Origin of the sequence: Diplocloster hominis (assembly GCF_032380655.1) — a bacterium.
Lineage (GTDB): Bacteria > Bacillota > Clostridia > Lachnospirales > Lachnospiraceae > Diplocloster > Diplocloster hominis.
This window is the reverse complement of the sequence record NZ_JAWDIY010000052.1, coordinates 1-26,228: the sequence shown is the minus strand read 5'-3', so window position 1 is coordinate 26,228 and position 26,228 is coordinate 1. Positions and strand designations below refer to the sequence as shown.

The window sequence follows — 26,228 nt, the reverse complement described above, 5'->3', positions numbered from 1 at the left end:
AGGCCGCAGATTCAGGATGCACGGCGGACTTCACGTCCGACGGGCAAGGGCCACTGAACCGGGAACGCATCATGCGTTCCTGGTGAATTGGCCCGGTTCCTGAATCTGCGGCCTGGATTTCACTTAGCAGCAGCCAGCGAAAAGCCCTTGCCCGCCAAAGAACAGGCGCCCGCCCCGCCTCCTCCAAACAGGAGCCTCCCCTTCTGTCCCCCAGAGGGCTTCCCGGCCCTTAGCCTTAGCCCTTAGCCTTATCCCCACCCCTTAGTCCCCCTCCCCCAAATCATGAACCCAATTTGCATGAAGAATAGCCCGGATCGCACGGTGGAGGTAAGGTTTGAATTCCCCGATGGTAACCGGTGATGCCTCCAGGATCGTGGGGAAGCAGGTAGCGCTGGTGAGCTCTACAATAGTGAAGAGCATGATGTCCGGGCGGTCGTAGTGATGGCTATCTTTTTGTATCATTTCCATGAATTTGTCGCAGAAGATGCTGCCGTCTTCGTCCGCCGGCTGGCTTAGGGCTGTTTTGAATACGCCCCAGCTCAGGTTCTTGGCGATGAAATTCATCAGGGGCGGGTTTTGGGTTAATTGGTCTATAATAAAGTCTACGATGTAGATTACTTTGTCCTCGAAGTCGTTCAGGGCGGCTTTTTCCACTGATGCGCAGGCCATGCCGAAGAGTTCATTGGCTTTGTGGGTGATTAGTTTGTTCCGGATGTCGTATTTGTCTTTGAAATAAAGGTAAAAGGTCCCTTTGGCTACGCCGGCCCGGTCCACAATGTCGGAGACGGCGGTCTTGTTGATTCCCTTTGTCGTGAACAGATCAAAGGCGGTGTGGAACAGGGCTTCCTTTTTTCTCTTTTTATTATCTTCCAGTTTCCCCATAGAAATGATACTCCTTTCGAATATTATTAAAGTCCAAAAATGACCAAAAGTCAATATTATTAAATTTTTATTAAGTTTTTTATGGATTGTTGACTATTGGTCATTTTAGGTGTATAACAGACCTTGGGTTTCGAAATGACGTTTAGTCATTTTATTATGTGAACAACGTCTCAAATGAGGATGCGTTGCATATAGTAAACATTAACGAAGATGCGGGGTTGAGGAATCCCGTGGAGTAGGGCTTAGAATATTACGAGGAGGATTAGTATGATTAAGCTTGCCAAGAAGATCGTAAAACATAAGAAAATCATCGTCGCCCTGTATATGCTGCTGTTGATTCCGTCTGTGATCGGCATCGCGCATACCAGAGTGAACTATGATCTGCTCAGTTATCTGCCGGACAGTCTGGAAACGGTGGAGGGCCAGAATATCATGGTGGACGAATTCGGTATGGGCGCCTTTTCCATGGTGATCGTGGAGGATATGCAGCCGAAGGACGTGGTGAAATTAAAGGAACAGATCGCTTCGGTGGAGCACGTCAAGGAAGTGATCTGGTACGATGATGTCATGGATATCACCGTTCCCATGGAAATGCTGCCGGATGATATCCGAAACGCATTTAACAACGGGGATGCCACCATGATGATCGCTTTATTTGACAATACCACATCTTCGGATGAGACGATGACCGCGATCAGCCAGATGCGGACGATCTGCCGGCAGCAGTGTTTTATCAGCGGTATGAGCGGTGTAGTCACCGATATCAAGAACCTGTCCCTTCAGGAGATGCCGGTCTATGTGGTGATCGCCGCGCTGCTATGTCTGGTTGTGCTGACGCTGACCATGGAATCTTTCCTGATCCCCCTTATTTTCCTGTTCAGTATCGGGGTGGCGATTCTTTATAATCTGGGCAGCAATGTGGTGATTGGAGAAATTTCCTATATTACACAGGCACTGACTGCTGTACTGCAGCTGGGGGTAACTATGGATTATTCCATTTTCCTGCTGAACAGCTATGAGGATAATAAGTTACGATTCCCCGGCGAGAAAGACAGGGCCATGGCTCATGCCATATCCAATACATTTAAATCCATCACCGGAAGTTCCGTTACCACCATCGCCGGTTTCGCCGCCCTTTGTTTTATGAGCTTTACCCTGGGCCGGGATATCGGCGTGGTCATGATGAAGGGTGTGGTGATCGGAGTCCTTTGCTGTGTGACATTGCTTCCGTGCCTGATTCTTCTGTTTGATAAGCTGCTGGAAAAGACGCATCACAAACCGCTGATCCCGAATCTGGATAAGATCTCCGGTTTCATTACCAGGCACTACGCGGCTTTTGTCCTGTTTTTCCTGGTACTGCTGCTGCCCTCTCTATGGGGCAATAATCACGTGGGCGTTTATTATAATATCGACAAATCCCTTCCGCAGACACTGCCCAGCAATGTGGCCAACGCCAAGCTGGAAGAGGATTTCAACATGAATACTATCCATATGGTCCTGCTGAAAAATGGCCTGACCAATAAGGAAAAAGATGATATGGTCAGCCAGATCGACCAGGTAAAGGGCGTGAAGTATACACTGGGAATGAATTCTCTGGTAGGCCCGGGGCTTCCGGATGAAATGATTCCTTCCGACTTAAAAGGCAAGATCATGAGTGATAATTATGAGATCATCTTCGTCTGCTCGGATTACAAGACCGCTACCGGGGAAGTGAATGCGCAGATTACAGAAATCGAGAAGATCGTGAAATCGTTCAGCCCGGAATCCATGGTAGTAGGGGAAGCGCCTCTGACCAAGGATCTGGAGGATGTCACTTCCGTGGATTTCCGCAATGTCAACATCGCTTCTATCGCTGCCATTTTCCTGATTATCATGATCGTGTTCAAATCGATCTCCCTGCCGGTGATCCTGGTGGCCGTGATTGAATTCGCCATCTGTATGAATATGGCGATCCCTTATTACATGGGCACCACGCTTCCCTTTGTGGCCAGCGTGGTAATCGGAACCATTCAGCTGGGCGCCACCGTGGATTACGCGATTCTGATGACCAGCCGCTACCAGAGGGAACGGGGGCGGGGCAAGAGTAAAAAGGACGCCATCAGCATAGCCCATAAGACATCGATGAAGTCCATCATGATCAGCGGGTTCAGCTTCTTTGCCGCCACCTTCGGCGTGGGGCTTTACTCAAAGATCGATATGATCAGTTCCATCTGTACACTGTTATCCAGGGGCGCCATTATCAGTATGATTATCGTAATCTGTGTACTGCCGTCCATGTTCCTTATATTTGATAAAGTAATCTGTAAAACATCGATCGGCTTCCTGGCAAAAGAGCCGGAGAATGAAGGAGGAAAATGACATGAAGAATATGAAAAAATATGCTGCTGCCGGTGCCGCTGTGCTGCTCACCGGTGTCTTAACAGTCGGTTCAGCCATGTGGCCCGGCTCCCGGTATCTCACCGCCGCCGAATCAGACCCGGATGACAAGGAAAAACTGGTGGATGCCATAGAAGAGGTGGGGACGAATACTCCCGCCGCCTCAAACAGCACAGAGCCGGCAAAGGAAGAGACCGTCTATGTGACAGCGGACGCGTCCGGGAATGTAACGAAGGTGATCGTCTCCGACTGGCTGAAGAATGCGGGCAGGGAAGCGTCACTTAGCGATGTGTCCGATTTGAAGGATATTGTAAATGTAAAAGGTGACGAGACTTTTACCCAGGAGGGGAACCAGCTGACCTGGAAAACGGCAGGCGCCGATATTTATTATCAGGGAACCACCGACAAAGCGCTGCCGGTATCTATGGACATCAACTATGAGCTGGACGGCAGCCCCATATCCCCCACAGATCTGGCCGGGAAGAGCGGAACCCTTTCCATGACCGTATCCTATACCGCCACGGACCTTCCATTTACTATGATTACCGCCATGATGCTGCCGGTGGAACATTTTCAGAATGTGTCTTTGGATAACGGGAAGATCATCTCCGATGCCAAAACAGATATTGCCGTAGGCCTTGCTTTCCCGGGACTGCAGGACCGGCTGGATATCGACAGCGAGGATCTTGAGTTCCCCGCCTCGTTTACTCTGACAGCCGATGTTACCGATTTTCAGATGGGGCCTGCTATGACGATCGCCACCTGCGGCCTGTTAAATGACATGGACCTGAATGATTTTGAGGGGATGGATGATCTGAAGGATGCGTTAATTGATCTGTCGGATGCGTCAAAAGAGCTGGTGGACGGAACCGGTGATCTGAAAGAAGGCGTCGATAAGCTTCAATCTAAGACCGGAGAATTCAAGGACGGTGTGAACACGCTGAATGATGGACTGAATCAGCTCCAGGATGGTACCGGCACCCTCAAAGACGGCGTGAACCAATACACGGACGGGGCTGATACTCTGGCCAATGGCGTGAATCAATATGTGGACGGCGCTGACACCCTGGCCTCCGGCGCGTCCCGGTATGTGGACGGAGCCACCCGGCTGGCCGGTGGAGTTACACAGTATGTGGACGGCGCTTCTAATCTAAGTTCCGGAGTAAAGCAGTATGTCGAGGGCAGCAAATCTGTGGCGGAAGGCATCGATCAGCTGAATCAGGCGTTATCCGGATTGAACATCTCAAAGGAGGACTTAAATACGCTGAACACGCTGGTCACATTGGCCGGCGGTCTGGATGCTAACACACTGAACCAGCTTCGGGGAATGTCCGGCTCGATCAACGCGGGGATCGACCAGTATAATGCTCAATTGCAGCAGGCACTGGATAGCGCCCTGTCCCAGAGCTTAAGCGCCAACCTGACACCGGCGATCCTTAATTCCATCGATCCCACCGGTGCTATGCCTCAGGAGCAGAGGGATGCGTTGGCAGCCTCCATCAACTCCGGTATCGCGCAGACAGTAACCGGGACTCTGAACGCCGTATTCCAGTCAGACCCCGCCTCCCCCCTGAAAGGCGAAGTTACCGCCGCCGGAGATTCTCTCGATGGGCTGGCCGATCATCTGGATTCGATGAAGTCCGGAATGGATACTGTGAAACCGCTGCTGTCACAGCTTCCCAGCCTGCAGCAGCTCCCCGGGGCGGTAGGTCAGATCAAAGACGGAATGGATCAGTTATCTGAGAACAATGACAAATTGACACAGGGTGCCGACGCCCTGCTTCAAAGCTCACCGGACATAAAAAGCGGTGTCAAGGAGCTGACTGATAAGAGTGCCGATCTGAAAAACGGCGCGTCCGCGCTGACCGGTAAGAGCGGCGAATTAAAGAACGGCGCCAGTACCCTCTCCGGTAAAAGCGGCGAGCTGCGGGACGGAGCCAACAGCTTGTCTGCTGCATCCGATCAGTTAAAGGACGGTGGAAACACCCTGCGCAAGGGAACGAACGCGCTGACCGACGGCATCGGAACTCTGGCCGACGGAGCGAAGGATTTGAACAGCGGCATGAAGGAATTTGACGAGACCGGAATCCAGAAGTTAAAATCCACTTTTGATGATGATATCCAGGGACTGCTGGACCGGGTGGATGAAATCAGCCAGGAGAGTAAGGCTTATAAGTCCTTCTCCGGAATCCGGGATGATATGGACGGCAGTGTAAAGTTCATTATAGAAACAGCGGAAATAAAATAGAAAGAGATGATTTATGTCAATTTCGGCAACAACAACCCGCCCACACCCTGCTGATCTTCGACGAAGTCAGGGAGGTCCCCAAAGCCCTGGCCAGTCTGAAGTATTTTAACGAGGATGCCCTCAGTGCTGTGGGCGGTTGAGACATTGGGCTCGGCATGGGAAGAATGGCTTCTGTCATTGAGGTTGCAGTAAAACTGCTGTCATAGGAATTGTATGATATTATAGATATTAATCCCAATGATCACAAGCATAATCATGATAAACAGCTTTTCAACCGTCCGGTCCCGGATCGTCTTATTGATCCGGCTTCCCAGCATTCCCCCCAGGACCCCGCCCAGAACCATCACTCCCAGCGACCCTATCGCAAATTCCGGAACCGTACCGGTACAAAGGGTGTTCATCAGGCTGGCCGCCTGGGAAAACATGATGATATACAAGGAGTTGGCCGCCGCGGTTTTGGTCTCCATGGAGAAAAAATAGGATAGAACCACCAGATTAATCGGTCCTCCGCCTATCCCCAGAAAAGACGACATAATCCCCAGAAGCAGCCCGACCGTCACGCACAGAGCGGCATTCGTCATATGTAACGTCCGGATTTTCTTCCTGTTAACTGTGTACACAAGTGCGGCCGCCGTAACAAACATCAGGCAGGCCGCCTGCACACAGCCCACGACATTCTCAGCTGCCTGCCGGCTGATCCATTGAAACATGTATTTTCCGCAGACGCCTCCGGCTGCGGCACCGATGGCCAGCGGCGTTGAGATCCGGTAATCCATCCGGATCTGTCCGCTCCTTTTATTTTTCAGCACAGAAATGACAGACATGGTCAGCACCGTACATCCGGACAGAAAACTGATCGACGCCACACTCATGACCTGGAAGGAGTCCAGCAGCGGTTTCATCAGCACACCGCCGCCGATTCCGCAGATCGAGCCGATTATGGAGGCCGCGAAGCTCACGGCCAGAAACAGCATAATCATTGTACTTCCATTCGAATATCCCGAATGACCTCCTTCATCTCCAGTGGTTCAAAGCGGACATCCTGCGGATATTTCGGATAATTCCACTCCAGGCTTTTGATATCCCGCACTTTGACACCAAGCAGCCGCTTCAGCAGCTTCAGCGTCATTTCCTGTTGGACCGCGGCATACGCCGCATTGCCGTACAGATTATTCAGTTCCTTTGGGTCCGATGACAGGTCATACAGCTCGCACTGGTCGTCATAGTAAATCGTCAGTTTCAGGTTTCCCTCCCGCAGCATGGCTCCGGGTCCGAAGGAGGTGGGTACATGGGGCGCCAAAAGCTTAAGTCCGGGGATCGCTTCCTTACAGGTGGGAGCGCCTCCTCCCGCTTCACACAGCACGCTGTCCCTGAATTCATCATAGATCCCGGCGTCCAGAGCCGTGCAGATCGATTTGCCCACCATGGTAGGCGGCACGTCCACACCCAGCAGATCGAGCAGCGTAGGGGTAAGGTCTACTTCCTCCACCAGCCCGCGAAACCGGATACCGTGGTATTTCTCCGGATGGTACAGGATCGCCGGAATTCTGGTGAGGCAGTCATAGAATACCGGAATCTTATGGGTCATACCCCGGTTCCCCAGCAATTCTCCATGGTCGGAGAAGAACAGAACCACCGTATTCTGAAGAAGCCCGCTCTCGTTCAGATAATCCATCACCCGGCCCACGCTGTCATCCACATAGCGGACCTGTCCCATGTAATGGGCGATGGCCTGCCGCATCTCTTTGGGTGAGCACAGATCCATCTCCGAGTGTTTCCGCCAGACTTCATTGCGCACCGGCTCTGCGTCCTTATCATAATCCTGGTATTCCTTCCCCACTTCCACCTGGCCGGGGTCAAACATGGTGTCGTATGGAGGGGGACAGGTGAACGCCGGATGCGGGTCCTGGTAATTGATCCAGGTAAAAAACGGCTGGTCTTTATTTTCCCGCATAAAACCGATGGCCTCGTCCGTCAGCCGGCCCGTGATATTATAGGGATGGTCCTCCTCTAAGGTAAAAGAGGAAAAGGAATGCTCATACTTTTCATGCCCGTCGTAGTTTCCCAGGCAGATCTCATCCAGTCCATCCCAGAGTTTTTCCAGTTCGGAATAGAGGAACAGATGGTTCTTTCCATACATGCCGGTCCGGTAGCCCCGGTCTTTGAGCTCACTGACCAGGTTCGGTACCTCAGAGCTGATGGAGGACCAGTAGTTCCGGTGATTGTGTTCGGAAAAATAGGTGCTGGTGGCGAAGCTGATCCGGCTGGGCGCGCACAGTGGAGCGGCACAGTAGCAGTTGTCCAGGGTCACCCCCTGTTCGGAAAGCGCGTCGATATGTTTGGTTTGGATGCTTTCGTGGCCATAGCAGCCCAGATAATCCCGGCGCATCTGGTCGGGTGTAATGATCACCAGATTATACAAGTCAATTCCCTCCCTTTGTTATTTATCTTTGAAATTTCTTCTTTATCTGGAATAAAGATATCTGGAATATAGTTTGGTGTTAATGGACATCTCCCTTACATGGAACAAAAATAATTGTCTTTAGACACCTGGAAATCTTTGATGTTTTTGGAGAATTCAAACTGATGAATCCGCATCAGTGGACGGTATGTCAAAGGAAAGATTTTCATTTCCCCGTTTTCCATGGACTGTCTGAGGCCCGCACGGCTGCAGATCTCTTTTAATTTTGTCCGGAACCCATCCGCATCCCGGGTCCGTATGGAAATCAGATTTTCATATTCTTCCGGGTCTTCCTGGAGATCGAAGAGCTGTTCCAGCCCGCCGTTAGACAGGAAAATGTACTTATACCGCCCTTCCCGGATCATGACTTTGAAGCGCTCTGTTCCGGGCCGCCCGTAGACTCCGACGACGGCTTTTCTTTTCACTCCGCCCAGGATGTCGACACCGTCTTTCCTTTTCATCAGCTCTTCCATCTGCAGCTTCTCCAACCCTGCTTGGCTCTGCATTTCCATGAAGCCAGCCGCCCTAAGAGCGATCGGATACAGATCTGCCAGATTAATCAGGCTGTCATCCACGGCCCCCTGCGGCAGAACCCCCGGCATACTCAGCAGAAACGGGATCTTCGTGGATGCCTCAAAAAATGTCTCCTTCTGCCAGGCACGGTGATCTCCCAGCTGATCCCCGTGATCCGAAAAGAAACAGATCAGCGTCCGGTCCGCATCCGGCCTGCCCTCGACCGCGTCCAGAATCCTGCCGATGCAGGCGTCTATGTAGCTGATCTCCCCGTAGTAGCGGGAGCGCAGGTTCCTGGCCCAGGCATCATTGATCTCATCTGCCCAGATCGCATAGTTCATGAACGTAATCTGTTCGTCCATCAGATCGATATTTTTATCTCCACGTATAGGATTCGGCATCCGGTCCGGGTTATACATCAGATGATAGGGGGCCGGCGGAGCGCAGGGCGGATGGGGACCGACAAAGGAAACGAAACCAAAATACGGCCGCTCATCCTCTTTTTCTATCTCCTGAACCGCCAGATCCGCGGTAAATCCTTCTACGGTTAATTCCTGCGGGAACGGACTCATTTGGGGGACATAGTACATATTCGTGCGCTCTCCGTGGAGCTGGTCAATATGCGCATATTCCGGATGTTCCCGCAGCATGAAGCCCGCATAGGCATCCTTTTCCTTAATTTCGGGGGTCTCCCATAATTCTTCCGTATGTTTGTGTACTTCAAAACCCAGATCCTCGTAGCAATCCGGTTTGGTATGAAATTTGCCGATACCAAAGGTACGGTATCCCTGTTCGGACAGGCAGCGCGCCAGATAGGAGCCGCACCGCTCCTCGACCGCTTCCGGCTGGCCATCCATGGGAACCGGATTTTCATTGGAATAACAGCCGGTTTTCTCCGGTTCACAGCCGGTCATCACCGTGTAGCGCGCTGCCACACAGACCGGACAGGTGGAGTAGGCTTGTGTAAAAGCTACTCCTCTGGCCGCCAGACGGTCCAGGTTGGGTGTCTTTATCGTATCATTTCCCAGCGCATGTATGCAGTCGCAGCGAAACTGGTCGCACATCAGATACAAAATATTATAGTTATCCAAATTTACACCTCTTTTACCACCATTTAATCAGCTCAGTCACTTCATTTCTCAGATTGATAAAATCTTCTGAGGATATTTTCCTGGGTCTGGGCAGGTTATTTATAATCTCTTTTTTTACTTTGGTGGGCTTGTTGGTCAATACCAGAATCCGGTCGCTTAGGTAAACGGCTTCCTCTATATTATGGGTGATGAAGATGACCGTGGTTCCGGTCTCCTGCCACAGGTTCAGCAGCTCGTCTTCCAGCTTATATTTCAGCTGCAGGTCCAGCTGTCCGTACGGCTCGTCCATCAGCAGCAGCTTGGGCTCCACCGCGAACCCCCGGGCGATAACCACACGCTGCAGCATACTGGCGGAGAGCTGGCGGGGATAGAATTTACGGTATGCGTCCAGACCTACCATTTTGATTACTTTTTCCACCCGTTCGTTCTGCAGTTCTTTGGGGTAGCCTTTCACTTTCAGGCCAAACCGGATATTTTCCTCTACGTTCAGCCATTCCATCGTGGAGTATTCCTGGAAAATGTAAGCCAGGTCATGTTTTTGAGGATCGATCTCCTGGCCCTCGAACAGGATCTTCCCTTCGTCTGCCTTGTACAGTCTGGTCAGGCTGTTCAGGAAGGTCGTTTTTCCGCAGCCGGTGGGGCCGACGATACAGAGGAATTCACCTTTTTTTACATCAAATGAGATATCATTTAACACCAGAAGATCTCCGAACTTTTTGGTCAGATGGTCCACATTTAGTATGGCTTCCGGCTGTGTACTTTTCGGTTGTGTGATTTCCGGCTGTGCAATTGCTTGTGCTTGTCCCATATTTACCTCCAGTTGCGCATTTACTGCGCCTCACATTCAGGTATGGATGGACATTTTGTCCAGCCTTACCTCCAGTGGCGCATTTACTGCGCCGTTTTCTTTACAGGTCCATTTCATCCATTTCCGATGTGATCAGCTCCCGCAGCTCCAGGAATTCGGGAGATACATAGCTTCTGGGCCTGGGCAGATCCACGATATATTCTTTTTTCACAGTAGCGGGGCAATTCGTCAGCAGAATGATCCGGTCCGCCAGATAGATGGCTTCCTCGATGTTGTTGGTCACGAAAACCACCGTCCGTTTTTCTGTGGAGCAGATGCGTTCGATCTCTTCCTCCATCAGATACCGGGTCTGGGCATCCAGATGTCCGAAGGGTTCATCCATCAAAATTACGGAAGGATCGTTGCAGTAGGCTCTGGCGATACCGACACGCTGGCACATTCCGCCGGAGAGTTTGACCGGGTAGCTTTTTTCAAAGCCTTTTAATCCCACCAGATCGATATAATACTGCGCCCGTTCCCGGCGTTTGGATTTCTTCACTCCGGCCATCTTCAGGCCGAATTCTACATTTCCCATAACGGTCAGCCAGGGGAACAGCGCCGTGGTCTGATAGACCATGCCCCGCTCCGGCCCCGGCGCGTTAACCTGTTTGCCGTTTACGTTCACTTCCCCGCTGGTGGTCTGTTCCAGGCCCGCCATCAGGTTTAACAGGGTTGTTTTGCCGCATTGGCCGGGGCCGAAGATGACGACAAATTCATTTTCTTTGATATTCAGATTGATATCTTTTACCACTTCGTGGGAGGTCTCAAACTCCCCGAATATTTTTCCGATGTGGTCACAGCGGACCACGCAGTCATTTTCTAATTTCCTCGTATTTTCCATGAGCATAACCTCTTTTCCGCATATCTCATCAGTGTCGCCAGGATCAGGCCGATCAGGCCGATAGCCAGCATTCCCACCAGGATCTGGGTCGTGTTGCCGGAGTTCATGCCTCCGGTGATCAGATAGCCGACCCCTTCCTGTGCACAGACCATTTCCGCAGCCAGCACCGCCATCCAGCTGGTTGATAAGGATACCTGTAGCCCGGCGAATATATAGGGCACGGAGGCCGGTAACACGATATGTACAAAGATCTGTCTGCGGTTCGCGCCCAGCATCTGGGCAGCGCCGATCAGCTGTTTATCCACATCCCGGGCGCCTGCATAGGTATTTAATAACACATTGGCAAAGCCGCCCATGAAGATAATGAAGTATTTCGTGGTTTCACCGATTCCAAACCAGAGGATCGCCATGGGGATCCAGGCCACGCCAGGGATCGGACGGATCAGATTGAAGATCGGTTTTACAATGGCGTCGATGACCGGGATCCGTCCCATGGCGATTCCCAGGACCACGCCTACTACGGCGCCGGATACAAAACCCACGAATACCCGGTAAAGGCTGAATACCGCGTGCTGCACCAGTGTATATTGGCCGATGGGTACGGTTAAGGACTCCACAAATTTTTGAAATACCGGGATGGGCTTGGGGAACATTTTCCCTAAGGTGGTCCCGGATACAGCCAGCTGCCAGACCAGCAGAAGCAGGCATACGGACAGCAGGGCGAACAGAATCGTAGATACTTTATCCCTTACTTGTTGTTTACTCATGGCCGCCTCCCTTTCACATATCTGTTTTCCAGGAAGTCCAGGATCGTGGACAGGATCAGTCCCACCACACCGATCACCAGCATTCCCATGACGATGATATCCGCTCTTCCGATGGTACGGGCTACCTGGATCATATAACCCAGCCCGTTGTTGGAGGCCAGCAGTTCCGCTGCCACCAGGGTCATCCAGGAGATTCCGAGGGCTGTCTTAAGTCCGGTGAAGATAACCGGGAGCGCCGTGGGGATCGCTACCAGGAACAGCATCTGGGTCCTGGTACCTCCAAAGGTCTGCCCGACCCACATATGCACCGGATTCACCTGTTTGATTCCTGTGTAGGAGTTGATCACGCAGGGGATCAGGGCGCCTACGAAAATAACAGCGACTTTGGCCCAGAAGCCGATGCCTAAGACCAGGATCATGATCGGAATCCAGCCGATAGGCGGGATCGGACGCAGCAGGTCGAAGATCGGTTTCACCAGCTTGTCTACCGAGCTGTACCAGGCCATAGCGATACCCAGCGGAATACCCACCACCGCCGCGGTCAAAAAGGAGGCCATGGACACCTTTAAGCTGGACAGAATGTGTACCGGCAATGTGGAACCGTCAGGGCTCGAGGCCGTAAGCTTCGTGATAAAACAGTTCAGTACCTTGACCGGACTGGGAAGGACATAGGCGGGCAGCAGCTGCAGCACGTCCGTTATGATCTCCCAGAACGCCAGGAATACAAAAACAGAAGCAAGTGAGATTAATTTATACTTGGTTTTTGTTCTCATACCTTCACTCCTTAGCTAAATTTTGCGAAAAAAAATACCGGATGGGGACATGTCCAAATCGATTTGGGACATGTCCATTCCAGTCGGGGACATGTCCATTTCAGTTTGGGACATGTCCATTTCAGTCTGGACATGTCCCAAACCGGTTTGGACATGTCCCCTTTTGTTAGTTATTTCATGGATTCCAGGGCCGCTTTCATCAGCTCGGGTTTTACGTTGTCAACCACCGTCTGTACCTGGGAGGAATCCAGCTTATCGATCATTACCATGAATTCCGCATAGTTTTTCTCATAGATACCCATCTCGATCTCTCTGGCTTTCTCAGAGGTGATCAGGGGCTTTAAGTCACATTCCGCCTTGGCGCTCTCTTCGGTTACTTCGTTGGCATTGTCGGCATACCATTTCATGGTATATTCCACTTTCTTGTCAGGATCCGCTTCCAGCGCGTCATTCGCCATATAGACCAGTTTCAGGAAGGTCTGGATTTCGTCCTTTTTGCTCTCGTATGCGGACTTGGAAGCGACGATTTCTTCGTAGTTGGGGGTATCCAGATTGATCAGGTCGGCAGCTTTCACCCAGCCCTGTTCCGGAGCATCGTAGCAGTAGGGCGATACCAGTACAACCGCGTCGGCCTGGCCCGCTAAGAATGCCTGATAGCCGGCTGCGTATTCCATATTTACAAGCTCCACGTCTTCTTCCTGTACGCCTACGGCTTCCAGCCATTTTACCGCGCACAGCTGTGATGTCGTGCCGGTGGCCATGATGATCTTGGCTCCTTTTACAGTCTCAGGGCTTCCCAGAACATCCGGGTATGTGGGGTTGTAACCTTTCACCTGGGCGATGGGGCTGTCGGGTCGGACATATAGTTCATTTCCGCCGGTTCCGTCGATATGGCTGCCCACGACTTTCGCGTCATAGTTGGCTACACCGAATACGAAGGCACCTCCGGTCATGGACACATCCCACAGGTCTGCGGAAAGGGCTTCGTTCTGGGTGGCTCCGTTGGAGAACAGGATCGGCTCGATCTTGATTCCGTTTTGTTCATCTAATTTCTGATCCAGGATGTAGGCCATCTGCATACCGTTATAGTAAGGCTGGACTGCTACCCGCAAAGGTTTCAGATCTCCGGAAGCCTGATCCGCGGAAGCGTCCTTGGCGTCCTGGCTGCCGGATGCGGCGGCGGTCTCTTTGGCATCGTCTGATGCGGCGGCCGGTGCGGTCTGTCCCGAATCTGATGATGGTTTCAGGCTGCATCCGGTAAATACGGTGGCTGTCATCGCAACTGCCAGTGTCAGAGCTAATAATTTCCTCTTTCTCATGAAACTTTCCTCCTCGTTCCTTGTAGTTTGAACTGTGTTCTATTCCTGTACGTTTCCTTCGTACGTTGTAAGTTCATTATAGCTTCTGCAGTCCCCTGTGTAATGAAACCAGGCTGACTACTTTTCTCCCGATTACCATTCATTCTGATTGCCGTTTTCTAATATATTACTATTTGTACAAATTAATTAACACTATTCTGACATTTTTCTACAAATTTGACTCTCATTTCCGTCAATGTTATAATTTTTAACAGTAATTTTCACAACTACTGAATACAGGCTTCTGACAGGTGATGTATGAAAATATTCAAAATATTTAAGAAAAATTTTCAGCTAAAGCAGGTTTTATTATTTTGTTTCTTGTTTTTGGTGTTTCTCTCTACTTTTTTAATGGTAGTTTTTTCCTATAATATCTATTCCAAAAATATAACCAAACAGCTGGCCTCCTCCAGGGTGGATGTGCTGGAACAGATCTCGGAACGGACCAGCTCCATCCTTCAGACGGTGAATGTAGTCAGCAACTTCTATTATTATAATCTGCCGTTTAACCGGTCTGATCTTGATTATACCCGGGAACTGTCCCCAGAGGAACAGCTCAATATTATCCATTCCATGGATACCCTGGATGGTATTCTGCAGAAAACCATCGACGCCACCAATATTGACTTTTATTATACGATAGCGCTGAACAACGGTTTCACCTATTCCACCGATGGATATCCCTCCGGGCGCACGATCGATATGTATCAGAAGAAACTGTGGTACGCGGATATTATTGCTGCCAAAGGGCAGCCGGTTCTGATCTCCACACATCGGAATTTCTCAGAGAATCCGCAGTATGTATTTTCCATGGCATATTCGATTCTGAATCAGGATACCGGCGAACAGCTGGGCATCTTCCTGTTAAATGTCAAAGAATCGAATCTGTCGGCCACCTACGAGAGTCTGATCAATAACAACAATTCCATCTATATCATAGATCAGAAGGGAACGATCATCTCCCACAACAACAAGGACATGCTTTCCATCAATTTTTATAATATGGACCGGTTCGGTAAAATTTTCGGAGACACCAGCTTCCAGATCATAGATAAGAATAAGGAAAAGTTTCTCTTTTCAAAATGCGAAAATGCCGCGCTTGGCTGGGTAATGATCGAGGAAATACCCCTGGAGGTAGTCTTAAAACCGCTGGCTTCCATTCAGTATATCGTAATTATCTTCGGGTTCGTGGTATTTATGGTCATTATTACACTCTCGTACTATCTGTCCAGTAAAATCGTGAAACCGCTGTCCAACCTGTGCCAGCAGCTGGAGAAGGTGGGGAGCGAAGAGGCGCCGGAAAATTTTAATGTCCGCGGCTGGGCCGAGATTAACACCATCTCCGACGAGTGTAATTATATGCTGGGCCGGATCAACATGCTGGTGGAGGATATCAAACTGAAGGAGGAGTCCAAACGTCAGGTGGAACTGCAGGCCATGCTGGCCCAGATGAATCCGCACTTTATCTATAATACCCTGTTCTCGGTCAAATGCATGGTGGATATGGGGCAAAAAGACCGGGCGCTGGGCGTAATCGACGCCTTTACGGTTATCTTAAAAAATACCATGTCCTATACCAATAAATTTATGCTGCTGGCGGACGAGCTTAATTTTCTGGAAAATTACATCACTCTCCAGAAATACCGGTACGGGGATATCTTCGACTTTATCACGGATGTGCCGGAGGAATTCTGTTCCCTGCGTATCCTGCGGATGATGCTGCAGCCTCTGATCGAGAATTCCATATTCCACGGCTTCTCGGATATCGGATACCGGGGACAAATCACGCTGAGCATCTGCCCCCAGGGGAACGATCTTAAGATTACACTTTTCGACAACGGCATCGGTATGAACGCAGAGCAGTTAAACAGACTGTGGGACGGGGACCTGGTACCCAGCAGCCAGCATTCGAACCTGATCGGAATCCGCAATATCTCGGACCGGCTGCTGCTTCACTTCGGACCTTCTTATGGGATCACCATCGACAGTGAAGAGGGATGCGGTACCCGGATACAGATTCTGCATCCCAGGATCGGGAATGATGATATCTGACTCTAAATGGCAACAGGGGGGAAATTTACTATGTTAAAGATTATGATCGCAGATGATGAACTGCCGATCCGGGAGTGGATCGAGTATGTAATCCGGGACACCGGACTTCCGGTGGAAATCGTCGGGATCACGGCGAACGGCCGGGATGCCCTGGAATGTTTCCGTCAAAACGGGCCGCAGCTGGTGTTCACAGATATTAAAATGCCCATGATGGACGGGATCGAACTGCTGCGGCAGATCAAGCTGCTGGTGCCACAGACGATGGTTGTCATGCTGACCAGCCACAATGATTTTGAATATGCCAGGGATTCTCTGAACTATAACGCGGATCAATTTATCCTGAAAACAGAGATTACCAAAGAATGTCTCCGGGAAATCATCTCCGGATGTATGAAAAAGGCCGGGGAACAGCCGGCCGCGGTTCCCGTGCCCAGGGCTGCATCCGGGGATTTTATCCGCTTCACTCCCGGTGAATTAAATCAATGGATCGCCCAGGAGGGGCTGGCGGTCCCTTCAGGTCCTTATTTTATCCTGACCTATCAGGCTTTGCCAACGCCTGGTCCTCTGTCCGTGAAGCTGGGGGAACAGTGCTCCGAGTCCTTCTCCCTGGTCATCCGGGAGCACGAATGGAAACAGGGCTATCATGTGGCGCTCTTCTATCTGCCCGCTTCCTCCAGCCGCCTGTATCTGTATGATGTGTTTGAAAAGGTCATCCGTCAGATGTCGCATCTGCTTTTGCGTCCCATCGGCACTTCCGGTCCGGTAACCGGGGATCTGGAATTCGCCGAGGAGCTGTCTGTCAGCCTGCTCCTGCACAACACGCGCTTCTATACGGAGGATGACACAGATAAGGCCGCACCTGCCCTCCCGGTATATCAGGCCGATGCGAAAGCATACCACATCTGGCAGGATACGCTCCAGAAAAGTTTCCAGGAGATTATCTATGAGATATCTTCCCAGCGCTTTCACGAAGCCCAGAGTAAGATCAAACTGCTGCTGTCCTACCTGGAAACCGAACATCCGCCGCAGATCTACCAGATCCGGAAAATATTCCGGGAAATCATCAATAATTATAAGCTGATCGCTCTGGGGCAGGGCTTTGCCAATACAGAAAAGCTATGCCATGCGGCTATCTCCAAATTAAAAAACGCCCGGAATTTCCGGGAGTTCAAAGAACATATTTACTCGTTCCTGTCGGGCAGTACCATCAGTTTTCTGAATACTTATTCCGGATATTCTGATTATGTGAAAACCGCTATTATCCGGGTTCGGAAAGATTATGCGGTAATTGAGAAGATTTCTGATATCACAGATGATTTGAATATTAACCAGGAGTATTTTTGCCGGTTATTTAAGAACGAAGTGGGTATTTCTTTTAATAAATATCTGACCAATTACAGACTAAAAATCGCGGAGGAGCTTCTGAAGAATACCGACCGGAAGGTCTCGGATATCGCCCGGCAGGTCGGGTATCAGAATCTGAGCTATTTTTCTAAGATTTTTAAAGAGAAGTATGCTACGAACCCATATAAATACCGGGCTGGCGGCGAAGATTAACGTAGACCGGGCTATTCGTCAAAGAGCGGAATATTTATCAAATGATGCAGAATAGGTCCTGCAAACTGCCGACAAAAACTCACATTATAGTCTTTCCCCATTTTAACGAAAGTGGATCAGATAGTATCTATGGAAAAAATAATTTTCTACCAAACCTGTCCGTCTTACACAACATGTAAAACGCCATTTATAAAGCAGGGATGGGAGGGATTTGCCGCCCGGTTCCCAAGGCCGGACCGCTTCCCTCCCATCCCGGCCCCCTTAATCCCCCCATTCACCTTCTCATCATTTCAAAAGTGTAGGTACCGGAAGTGACTCTGACTGGATCTTTCGTCCTGCCTGCCGTTTCCGGCCGGACGATAAGTTCATAGTCTCCGGGCCAGATGCGGGGCAGGTATATCTCGGCTGTACAGTTAAATGGGATACGGGTTTTCAGGATGAATTTCCTATCCCGGACTTTTTCCCATGCGCATTCGACGATCCCATGGACGGTCTCTACCTGGCCGGACGCACTGTCGAGGGCGGTAGGGATGCGGGGACTGATAATAATGTTCCGGAACCCCGGATTAGTCTCGTCGGGACTGATGCCTAACAGGTATTTGTGGAGGCATACACCGGCAGCACCGGTCATGGGATGGTTATAGGAAGCCATCATCGTGTTGTCTTCGATCTTTTCCCATCGCTCCCAGAGAGTAGTGGCCCCATTTTCCAGCATGTAACCCCAGCTGGGATAGGTGGTCTGGGTCAGGAGTGAGAACGCTTCATCCGGGAAGCCATTTTGGAATAATACCTCCAGGACGTAGCGGGTCCCCAGATTACCGGTGGTGAGATGTCCCTGATTTGTTACCATAATGTCAGTGATCAGGTTCTGCAGAACGTAAGGTTTCTCAGTCTCTTCCACCATGCCCAGGTACAGAGGAAATGCGTTGCACGCCTGGCTGCCCTGTCCAAAGGAGTGGGCAGCCGGATCATAATAAGCGGACAGAAACGCCTGCCGGACCCGTTCGGCCTCCTGAGCGAATTCCCGCGCTTCCTGATGCTTGTCCAGGACTTCCGCCATCTTTTGTAATATTATGTAATCATAATAGAGATAGCCGGTAGCCATCAATCCGGGCGGGGTGACCGCGGATACCGCACCTCCGCCAATACTGTCTGGAAGACACCACCTTTTGGGGCTGGCCCAGTCCCCCATCTGGGAATAGGTGACCAGATAGTGTTCTGAATGACGTTTCAGATAATCAGTCCAGCGCTTGCAGCCCTCATAGTTTTCTTCCAGGATCTCTATGTCGCCGTAATGGCAGTATACATTCCACGGCACCAACAGATAGGAACTGCTTACCGGGTCAGCGGGCTTTTGCCCCATGAAGAAGAAGGGGGCCGTGTCACAGATCGCTCCGCTCGTCTTTCCCTGTGTGTCCCGGATGTCCCGGGTCCATTTCTGGTACAGCCGGGGCAGACGGAAGTTGTACAGGGCAGAATCACTGCGCACCGTCATATCATTGAGCCAGCCCAGTCTTTCTCCCCGCTGGGGACAGTCGGTGGGCAGACTGTGCTGGTTGCTCTTCTCCGTCCATATCATGGCTTTGTAGAACCGGTTGACCAACTCATGGGAGCAATGGAAACTGCCGATACATTTGGCATCTGTCCGTACCACACATCCCTCCAGATCCCGGGCCTCCGGCAGTTTTTTCAAACCATCCAGCTGGACATACCGGAATCCGTGATAGGTAAAACGGGGTTCGAACTCTTCCTCCCCCTCTCCCTCCAGGATGAACGAATCTGCAGCCACGGCTCCTTTTAAGGAACATGGATTGACCGTGCGGTCCCCGTGGATCAGTTCCGCGTAGCGCAGGGTAATTGCGGTCCCTCTCGGGCCTCGTGTCCGCAGCCGGACCCAGCCGGCGAAGTTCTGTCCAAAGTCCACGGTACAGGAATGTTCCCCCAGAGGATAGATCGCGGCCGGTTCCAGGATCTGCGTTATGCGGATCGGTTCCATCATCTGGGCCATGATCTCCCCGCCGGGGGAATCCGCTTCATAGACATGTCCCCATCCCGCATCCCGGCTCATCCGGAAACCAGGAGTGTTCCACCCCGGCTGTTTTCTGCGGGCGTCGTATTCTTCTCCATGATAGATGTGGTTGCGGGTCACCGGGCAGATATTGGAGCAGTAACTATTTTCCCGGCCGCTGGCCACCCATTCCACAGCTCCGTCCGTATATTCGATACGGATCTGAAATGCAGCCAGATATTCCCGCTTCGCCACTTTCCGCTCGCTTGCTTCCAGGTTCATCCATCCGTTTCCGATCTCGATCCCAAGGACATTTTCCCCCTCTTTCAGATCCAGCGGATATGTCTCATAGAGAAGGGTTTTCCGGTAATCGGTACGCGCGTTATTCAGACGCAGATCCCCACATGGTGCGCCATTCAGACTGAGCAGGTAATAGTTTGGACTTACGACAAATGCTGCCGCTGTCCGGACCGCTTTTTTCACCCGGAAGGGACACCGGATATAGAAAGCCTGATCTGCCATTCCCGCGCAGGCGATCCAGAGTGGTTCCCAGTCCCTTATCTCCAGGATCCCCGTCACAAATGAGCATGTTTCACCGACAAATAGAGCGTCCCCGCAGAGAACTGAGATCCGGTAATAATACCTGGTACCGCTTTTCAGTCTGGTGCCGGAATAAGCTACCAGGTGGTCCGATGGGGAGCGGACCATTCCGCTGTCCCACACCGGCGTTTCCATATTTTTTGACCCGCTCACCAGGATCCGGTATGCCGTCTGTCCCGCCCCCTCCGGAGCCGGCTCTATGCTCCAGGAAAACCGTGGATTGAGGCAGTCGATCCCGACCGGTTGTTCCATCATTTCACATAAACAATTTATTTTGCATGTCATACTTTCACCTTATATTTACTTGTGCCTTATCCTTGCTTTTGCATTATCCTTGCTTGTCTTTTATACTTGCTTATACTTCTCCTTGCTATCCTTCACTTTCCCTGCCTTACTTCGTTTTTCTGACAGAAAAGAAACGGTCCGTCATCGAGTCCAGCACGATGGCAATGATAATGATGATGCCCTTACACACCCACTGCCAGTAGGAGGAAATATTCAACAGGTTCAGCATATTATTAATGATTCCGATCAGGGCCACACCAAACAGTGTCCCGATTACCTTCGCTTTTCCGCCGTGCATGGGTGTGCCGCCGATGACCACCGCCGCGATAGAATCCATCAGGTAATTATCCCCTGCGGTAGGAATCGCCGAAGCCACCCGCCCGGTCAGGATCGCCGCTCCAAGCCCGAAGCAGACTCCGCCGATCATCAGGGTGGTGATGTTAATGAATCCAACCCGGATCCCGGATACTTCCGCCGCCTGGGCATTTCCCCCTGCCGCCAGCACATGCCTGCCGTAGGTAGTCTTACCCAGAACGACCGCCATCAGAATGACGACCAGAATCATGATAAAAAATGGCATCGGCAAAAATCCCAGTACCTGGCCCTGCCCCAGGAATTTCACACCTTCGCTCAGGCCCCCTATAGACTTTCCGTCCGTAATAATATAGGCGATCCCTTTGAACACCTGGCCGGTAGCCAGGGTGAGAACAAAGAACGGAAGCCGGAATGCCCGGATCAGGACTCCGTTGAGAAACTCACAGAGTACTCCGGCCAGTACCGCAAGCATGAGAGCCAGGGGCAGAGGCAGAATCTTCGACGTCATGCCATACAGGATTCCACACAGGCTGACCACATTGCCCACCGACAGATCCATCATTCCTCCCGCCAATATTATGGTAAACCCGATACTGATAATGGCCAGAACCGATATCTGGCGCATCACGCCCGCCACATTGTTCCCGGTGGCTGCCATACCACCTGTCAGGATGAATGAAATCACCAGAAGCAGGATGGTGAGGATCATCGCTTTATTATTGAGAATAAACATCAGTATATCTATATTTTTACTTTTACTCTTCATACAATCCTCCAGTGTCGCCGTGTCGCGACCTAAATTTTACGGAATAAGTTTCGGTGAATTTATTTGATTCCAAAGGCACATTTCATAATCTCATCCGAATTAAATTCCGACCTTGCAAATTCTCCGGAGATCCCGCCTTCCCTCACAACCATTATCCGGTCGGAGACCCCCATGACTTCCGGCAGCTCTGAGGACACCATGATAATCGCCTTGCCCTGTCCCGCCAGTTCTCCCATGAGCTTATAGATCTCCGCCTTCGCTCCCACATCGATCCCTCTGGTCGGCTCATCCAGGATCAGCACATCCGGTTCGGTCAACAGCCATCTGGCGATCACAACCTTCTGCTGGTTTCCTCCTGAGAGCAGGGCTATCTCGCTGTTCATGGACGGCATCTTAATGGCAAGCCGTCTGGCCATGTCGTCCGTGTCTCTGCGTTCCCTGGCTTTGTCTAAAAATCCCAGATGTGTAACCGTTTTCATGAAAGCCAAAGATTCATTGAACCGCACCGACTGGATATGGATCACTCCGGTGTGCAGCCTGTCTTCTGTAACCATGGCCAGTTTATTTTCGATGGCTTGCTTAGTGTTGCGAACCTCGATCTCCCGCCCGTTCAGCCGTACGGTTCCGCTGTCTTTCGGCGTGATCCCGAATATGGTCTCCATAATCTCCGTCCGCCCGGCACCCAGAAGGCCGGCAAACCCCAGGATTTCTCCCCGGTGTACCGTAAAGCTCACATCATTGACAATACCGCCCATGCTCAGATGCTCTACCTCCAGCACAGGGGCCCCGACCTCTACCGCTTTCTTCGGAAACATGTCCTGCATTTGCCGTCCTACCATCAGGCTGACCAGTTCTTCCTGGTTCGTCTTTCCTATTTCCCTGGTAGCGATATACTGGCCGTCCCGCAGCACTGTGGCGTTATCGCATATCTCAAAGATCTCATCGAATTTGTGTGAGATATAGATCACGGTTTTCCCCTGCTGCGACAGTGTGCGGATGATATCATATAGTTTCTTAACTTCCTCATCTGTAAGAGCGCTGGTGGGCTCGTCCATAATGATGATTTCGGAATCATAGGATACCGCCCTGGCGATCTCCACCAGCTGCATTTGGGCGATACTTAAGGACGATACCAACGCAGATGGAGATATGGCAAGCCCCAGCCGTTCCAGTATTTCTTTCGTGGCGGCCTCCTGCTTTTTCTTGTTGATAAACACCTTGTTTCCAAACTGTTTTTCCCTGCCGATCCATATATTTTCAGAGACGCTGGTGGTGGGAACCAGACTGATTTCCTGGTGGATCATGGATATCCCCTTATGCAGCGCTTCATTAGGTGTTTTCGGGGCATAGGGCTCCCCATTCAAATGCATGGTACCCGTGGTGGGCTGGTAGATTCCCAGAACGATTTTCATCAGCGTGGATTTACCAGCGCCGTTTTCCCCCATAAGCGCATGGACTTCTCCCGGATAGACTTCCAGATCGACCCCTTTGAGTGCCTGTACTCCGGGAAAACTTTTGGTGATATCCTTTACTTTCAAAACTGGTTTTACATTCTGCATATTTGTTTCTCCCAACTGTCAGACTCCGGTTTACAGAATCTGCCCGCACCTGCCGGTATCGATTAATTCTCTTTCAGAAGTTCTTCCATATTGTCCTTCGTCATCAGTTTATAACAATCCGGGTCATAGATTTTGTTCTCATAAGTCTCGCCGGCCGTGATTCCCTTGCTGACATCGATGATCGCCTGCGCGATCTTGTCCACACTCTGATAAACTGTCGCCTTCAGTTCTCCGCTCTTGAGATACTGCTGCCCGATGGTTCCGCCGTCACATCCGAATACCAGAAACTCGTCGAAATTCACGCCCGCCGCATTCAGTGCCTGAATGCAGGCCGCCGCCATCTCGTCATTGGCACAGGCGATACAGTTCATATCCGGCTGGGACTGAAGCCAGTCCTCTGCAAAAGTCATGGCGCCTTCCGCAGAAAATCCGGTGGAAATCTGGGAGGCAAAAGTATGGACCCGGTTCTGATCCACTGCTTCATAGATTCCGGTTTCCCGTTTTTTGATAACCTCGCTGGGAGCGCCATTGATATAGCCCATACTGATCTGGCGGCTCTCATCGGCATCCAGCCATTCCTGCATGTAGCCTCCGATCAGCTTCCCTACGGTGGATTGGTCTCCTACGATCCGGCAGTCATAGAGATCTGAATTTACCGCCGTATCCTGTACGACACAGGGAATCCCTGCATTCTTTACCGCCTCCACACAGGCGGCTCCTGCATCCGCATCCACCACACGCAGAACGATTACATCCGGGCTCTGGGCAATCAGGGAATCCACATCCGATAATTGTTTTTCCGCGTTGGAATTCGCGTTGGTAAATATAATCTCGATATTTTCATCGGACTTGGCGTAATTTTCCAGGGCGGTCTGCAGTTCGTTGATAAAGTCGATTTCCTCATTCATGGCCATACCGATTACGATTTTTCCATCTTTTGCTTCTTCCTTGCCGCCGGAGCCTGCCGTATCCTGATCCGAAGTCTGTGTCTTTGTTGTTTCCGTATCAGGTGCTTTCGAATCCGCCGCCTTTTCCCCTCCGCAGGCCGTCAGGCCCAGTACCATTGCTGCCGTCAGAAACAGTACCATACTTTTTTTCATACCTTATTTCTCCTTTTCTGTGCTTAGTTTTTATATAATTGCTTTTGCTGCAGCGCTGCCTATTTTGTGTATTTCCGCACGGAATCACGGATCACCAGTTCTCTGTCTATAGAGAATTCCCTTGGTTCGCCGGTGTAATTCCCCTGGATACGGTCCATCAGAGCATTCACCGCTGTTCTGGCGAACTCCCCGCCGTCATTGGTCACAGAGGTCAGCCGGGGATTACTCAACTCGGCGTACATGATATTATCTACGCCGGTTACAGAGATCTCATCCGGTATCTTTACATCCAGTTGGTTCAAGGTCTGGTAAAGGCCCATGGCGATCAGGTCATTGGCGCAGCAGACCGCTGTCGGTCTGTGCTTTAAAGCATTAAAATAATAACCGCATTTTTTCCCCGTGTCGCTGGTCAGTTTCAGGCCCATTTCAAATATGTATTCTTCCGGGACATCCAGACCTGCTTCCTCCATGGCTTTCATATAACCGCCTTTACGGCTGTTGACTGTATCTGTCCCCAGTGCTCCGCCGGCGTATGCGATTCTTTCATGCCCCATCTCTATTAAATATCTGGTGGAAAGATAAGTGCTGCGCCCACCGTCCGCGAATACCGCATCAAAACCGCACGCCTGATTTACATTTACCATTATTACAGGTGTATTGAGATTCCTGAGTGCCTCCACGACCTGCGGATTGCTATTCACAGTTGCGAAGATAACCCCGTCGTTTCCGATATCAGCGGCCATCCTGACGCAATTCAGCTCCATCCCGTAATCCGCGCCCGTGTTGAACAGGGTAATGGTATATCCCTTCTCCATCATCATCCTCTGTACCTCAACACCCATGGTGGAATAAAAAGGGTTCTGAATATCCGGCAGTATCAGCACGATATTCTTGCTTTCCTTCGTTTTCAGACTCTGGGCCATCCGATTGGGCCGGTAATTCAGTTTCCGGATTACCTCTGCAATCATTTCCTTTTTCGCATCGTCCACATAGCCGCTCGCGTTCAAATATCGTGAAACCGTTGCCACAGATACATTTGCCTCTTTCGCAATATCCTTTATTGTAACAGTTTTTTTCTCCATTTTATCCGTCCTTTTCTTATGTAACCGTTTTCTTATAATGAATATATTCCTCTTTTTGCAAAATGTCAATATATTCTCTTAATTTTTTAAATAATATTGATATTATTATGTTAGTTATGTTTAGTTTTTTTCATTTATTAGTTTATTCTGTCTAATTTTTTCATGTGTAACCGTTTTCTTCGGTCGAATAAATAGGTAAATCTGCAGTAATCTTACAGTTTTCATACAAATTATACTTCTTAAGTGCTGTATGAAACCTTATCTATACCGTTTCGAACACTTGAGGCAGATCAACCGCACGGAATGCAGGAAATTCCGGGTTTTTGAATTGTTGTTGTTCAAGATCAGGATACCGGGATTCTTCCATACCCTTGGTCCCTCATATGTTCGCAATAGACAGCACACGGATAGCAAGATTCAGCATGTATTCCAGATGATACAGACGTGGGATGTTACAGCTAGCGGATGTTACAACCAGCAGACAAAAAGAGCCGTCAAGAAATAAAATTTGCATACCTGATATTGATGGTTACGATTCACGGCCAATTTTGGTAAATGGGGATTTTGATACTGAGGTCCGGGCTGAAGGGAAGCGGCGTGTCTTGGGGAGCCGGGCAGCAAATCCCGTGGGGCCAAATCACTTCGGCCGGACCTAAGAATGGCTAACTCCGAAGACGGGAGAACCTCTTATTGGCAGGGCCCGGAACAAACTCGCCACAGGACGGCTCGGACAGTGTTCCGGGCCCT

At 50.7% G+C, this 26,228-nt stretch carries 18 protein-coding genes; 4 read left to right on the top strand and 14 right to left on the bottom strand.

The window, feature by feature from the left end:
- Positions 1–261 precede the first annotated feature (261 nt).
- Positions 262–882: a TetR/AcrR family transcriptional regulator gene (locus tag ABC831_RS24880; protein WP_343250771.1), complete on the bottom strand. Its 621-nt coding sequence runs from the start codon at positions 880–882 to the stop codon at positions 262–264.
- A gap of 267 nt (positions 883–1,149) precedes the next feature.
- Between ABC831_RS24880 and ABC831_RS24875 the strand changes: the two genes are divergently transcribed.
- A complete protein-coding gene (locus ABC831_RS24875) occupies positions 1,150–3,240 on the top strand; it encodes an efflux RND transporter permease subunit (RefSeq protein ID WP_343250770.1) in 2,091 nt (696 codons plus the stop codon).
- Between the two features lies 1 nt (position 3,241).
- Positions 3,242–5,506, top strand: coding sequence for a hypothetical protein (locus tag ABC831_RS24870; RefSeq protein ID WP_343250769.1), 2,265 nt, complete (start codon positions 3,242–3,244; stop codon positions 5,504–5,506).
- A 200-nt stretch (positions 5,507–5,706) separates the two neighbouring features.
- Here ABC831_RS24870 and ABC831_RS24865 read toward each other — a convergent pair whose 3' ends face one another.
- From ABC831_RS24865 to ABC831_RS24830, 8 genes are all read right to left on the bottom strand, one after another.
- Positions 5,707–6,486: a sulfite exporter TauE/SafE family protein gene (locus tag ABC831_RS24865; RefSeq protein ID WP_343250768.1), complete on the bottom strand. Its 780-nt coding sequence runs from the start codon at positions 6,484–6,486 to the stop codon at positions 5,707–5,709.
- Positions 6,483–7,928 (bottom strand): sulfatase family protein, encoded by a 1,446-nt coding sequence (locus ABC831_RS24860; RefSeq protein WP_343250767.1) that lies wholly within the window; start codon positions 7,926–7,928, stop codon positions 6,483–6,485. The genes ABC831_RS24865 and ABC831_RS24860 overlap by 4 nt, the downstream gene beginning before the upstream one ends.
- A gap of 95 nt (positions 7,929–8,023) precedes the next feature.
- Positions 8,024–9,571: a sulfatase family protein gene (locus tag ABC831_RS24855; protein WP_343250766.1), complete on the bottom strand. Its 1,548-nt coding sequence runs from the start codon at positions 9,569–9,571 to the stop codon at positions 8,024–8,026.
- Positions 9,572–9,584: 13 nt separating this feature from the next.
- Entirely contained in the window at positions 9,585–10,379 is a 795-nt protein-coding gene (locus tag ABC831_RS24850) for an ABC transporter ATP-binding protein (RefSeq protein WP_343250765.1), read from the bottom strand.
- Positions 10,380–10,479: 100 nt separating this feature from the next.
- Positions 10,480–11,259 (bottom strand): ABC transporter ATP-binding protein, encoded by a 780-nt coding sequence (locus ABC831_RS24845; protein ID WP_343250764.1) that lies wholly within the window; start codon positions 11,257–11,259, stop codon positions 10,480–10,482.
- Positions 11,238–12,026: an ABC transporter permease gene (locus tag ABC831_RS24840; RefSeq protein WP_343250763.1), complete on the bottom strand. Its 789-nt coding sequence runs from the start codon at positions 12,024–12,026 to the stop codon at positions 11,238–11,240. The genes ABC831_RS24845 and ABC831_RS24840 overlap by 22 nt, the downstream gene beginning before the upstream one ends.
- Positions 12,023–12,799 carry an ABC transporter permease gene (locus ABC831_RS24835; protein WP_343250762.1) on the bottom strand — a complete coding sequence of 259 codons (777 nt, stop codon included), beginning with the start codon at positions 12,797–12,799 and terminating at the stop codon, positions 12,023–12,025. Before ABC831_RS24835 ends, ABC831_RS24840 begins: the two co-directional genes overlap by 4 nt.
- A 170-nt stretch (positions 12,800–12,969) precedes the next feature.
- Positions 12,970–14,118: an ABC transporter substrate-binding protein gene (locus ABC831_RS24830; protein ID WP_343250761.1), complete on the bottom strand. Its 1,149-nt coding sequence runs from the start codon at positions 14,116–14,118 to the stop codon at positions 12,970–12,972.
- A gap of 297 nt (positions 14,119–14,415) precedes the next feature.
- Between ABC831_RS24830 and ABC831_RS24825 the strand changes: the two genes are divergently transcribed.
- Positions 14,416–16,209 (top strand): sensor histidine kinase, encoded by a 1,794-nt coding sequence (locus tag ABC831_RS24825; protein ID WP_343250760.1) that lies wholly within the window; start codon positions 14,416–14,418, stop codon positions 16,207–16,209.
- 30 nt (positions 16,210–16,239) lie between these two features.
- Complete coding sequence (locus ABC831_RS24820) at positions 16,240–17,766, top strand: response regulator (RefSeq protein WP_343250759.1); 1,527 nt, start codon at positions 16,240–16,242, stop codon at positions 17,764–17,766.
- 274 nt (positions 17,767–18,040) lie between these two features.
- Here ABC831_RS24820 and ABC831_RS24815 read toward each other — a convergent pair whose 3' ends face one another.
- The 5 genes from ABC831_RS24815 to ABC831_RS24795 form a co-directional block, all read right to left on the bottom strand.
- The gene (locus ABC831_RS24815; protein ID WP_343250758.1) at positions 18,041–20,629 is read right to left on the bottom strand and encodes a family 78 glycoside hydrolase catalytic domain; all 2,589 of its coding nucleotides are present in this window, start codon (positions 20,627–20,629) and stop codon (positions 18,041–18,043) included.
- A 136-nt stretch (positions 20,630–20,765) separates the two neighbouring features.
- Positions 20,766–21,740, bottom strand: a complete 975-nt coding sequence (locus ABC831_RS24810; RefSeq protein WP_343250757.1) for an ABC transporter permease — start codon at positions 21,738–21,740, stop codon at positions 20,766–20,768.
- Positions 21,741–21,799: 59 nt separating this feature from the next.
- Positions 21,800–23,299, bottom strand: coding sequence for a sugar ABC transporter ATP-binding protein (locus tag ABC831_RS24805; protein WP_343250756.1), 1,500 nt, complete (start codon positions 23,297–23,299; stop codon positions 21,800–21,802).
- A gap of 62 nt (positions 23,300–23,361) precedes the next feature.
- Positions 23,362–24,399 carry a sugar ABC transporter substrate-binding protein gene (locus ABC831_RS24800; protein WP_343250755.1) on the bottom strand — a complete coding sequence of 346 codons (1,038 nt, stop codon included), beginning with the start codon at positions 24,397–24,399 and terminating at the stop codon, positions 23,362–23,364.
- A gap of 59 nt (positions 24,400–24,458) precedes the next feature.
- Complete coding sequence (locus tag ABC831_RS24795; protein WP_343250754.1) at positions 24,459–25,481, bottom strand: LacI family DNA-binding transcriptional regulator; 1,023 nt, start codon at positions 25,479–25,481, stop codon at positions 24,459–24,461.
- Positions 25,482–26,228 lie beyond the last annotated feature (747 nt).

Bases quoted from the DNA above. Each gene is read 5' to 3' on its own strand.
- ABC831_RS24845 (WP_343250764.1), bottom strand. From the start codon at position 11,259: ATGGAAAATACGAGGAAATTAGAAAATGACTGCGTGGTCCGCTGTGAC.
- ABC831_RS24810 (WP_343250757.1), bottom strand. From the start codon at position 21,740: ATGAAGAGTAAAAGTAAAAATATAGATATACTGATGTTTATTCTCAAT.
- ABC831_RS24805 (WP_343250756.1), bottom strand. From the start codon at position 23,299: ATGCAGAATGTAAAACCAGTTTTGAAAGTAAAGGATATCACCAAAAGT.
- ABC831_RS24880 (WP_343250771.1), bottom strand. From the start codon at position 882: ATGGGGAAACTGGAAGATAATAAAAAGAGAAAAAAGGAAGCCCTGTTC.
- ABC831_RS24820 (WP_343250759.1), top strand. From the start codon at position 16,240: ATGTTAAAGATTATGATCGCAGATGATGAACTGCCGATCCGGGAGTGG.
- ABC831_RS24850 (WP_343250765.1), bottom strand. From the start codon at position 10,379: ATGGGACAAGCACAAGCAATTGCACAGCCGGAAATCACACAACCGAAA.
- ABC831_RS24835 (WP_343250762.1), bottom strand. From the start codon at position 12,799: ATGAGAACAAAAACCAAGTATAAATTAATCTCACTTGCTTCTGTTTTT.
- ABC831_RS24875 (WP_343250770.1), top strand. From the start codon at position 1,150: ATGATTAAGCTTGCCAAGAAGATCGTAAAACATAAGAAAATCATCGTC.
- ABC831_RS24800 (WP_343250755.1), bottom strand. From the start codon at position 24,399: ATGAAAAAAAGTATGGTACTGTTTCTGACGGCAGCAATGGTACTGGGC.
- ABC831_RS24830 (WP_343250761.1), bottom strand. From the start codon at position 14,118: ATGAGAAAGAGGAAATTATTAGCTCTGACACTGGCAGTTGCGATGACA.
- ABC831_RS24815 (WP_343250758.1), bottom strand. From the start codon at position 20,629: ATGATGGAACAACCGGTCGGGATCGACTGCCTCAATCCACGGTTTTCC.
- ABC831_RS24840 (WP_343250763.1), bottom strand. From the start codon at position 12,026: ATGAGTAAACAACAAGTAAGGGATAAAGTATCTACGATTCTGTTCGCC.
- ABC831_RS24865 (WP_343250768.1), bottom strand. From the start codon at position 6,486: ATGATTATGCTGTTTCTGGCCGTGAGCTTCGCGGCCTCCATAATCGGC.
- ABC831_RS24825 (WP_343250760.1), top strand. From the start codon at position 14,416: ATGAAAATATTCAAAATATTTAAGAAAAATTTTCAGCTAAAGCAGGTT.
- ABC831_RS24795 (WP_343250754.1), bottom strand. From the start codon at position 25,481: ATGGAGAAAAAAACTGTTACAATAAAGGATATTGCGAAAGAGGCAAAT.
- ABC831_RS24870 (WP_343250769.1), top strand. From the start codon at position 3,242: ATGAAGAATATGAAAAAATATGCTGCTGCCGGTGCCGCTGTGCTGCTC.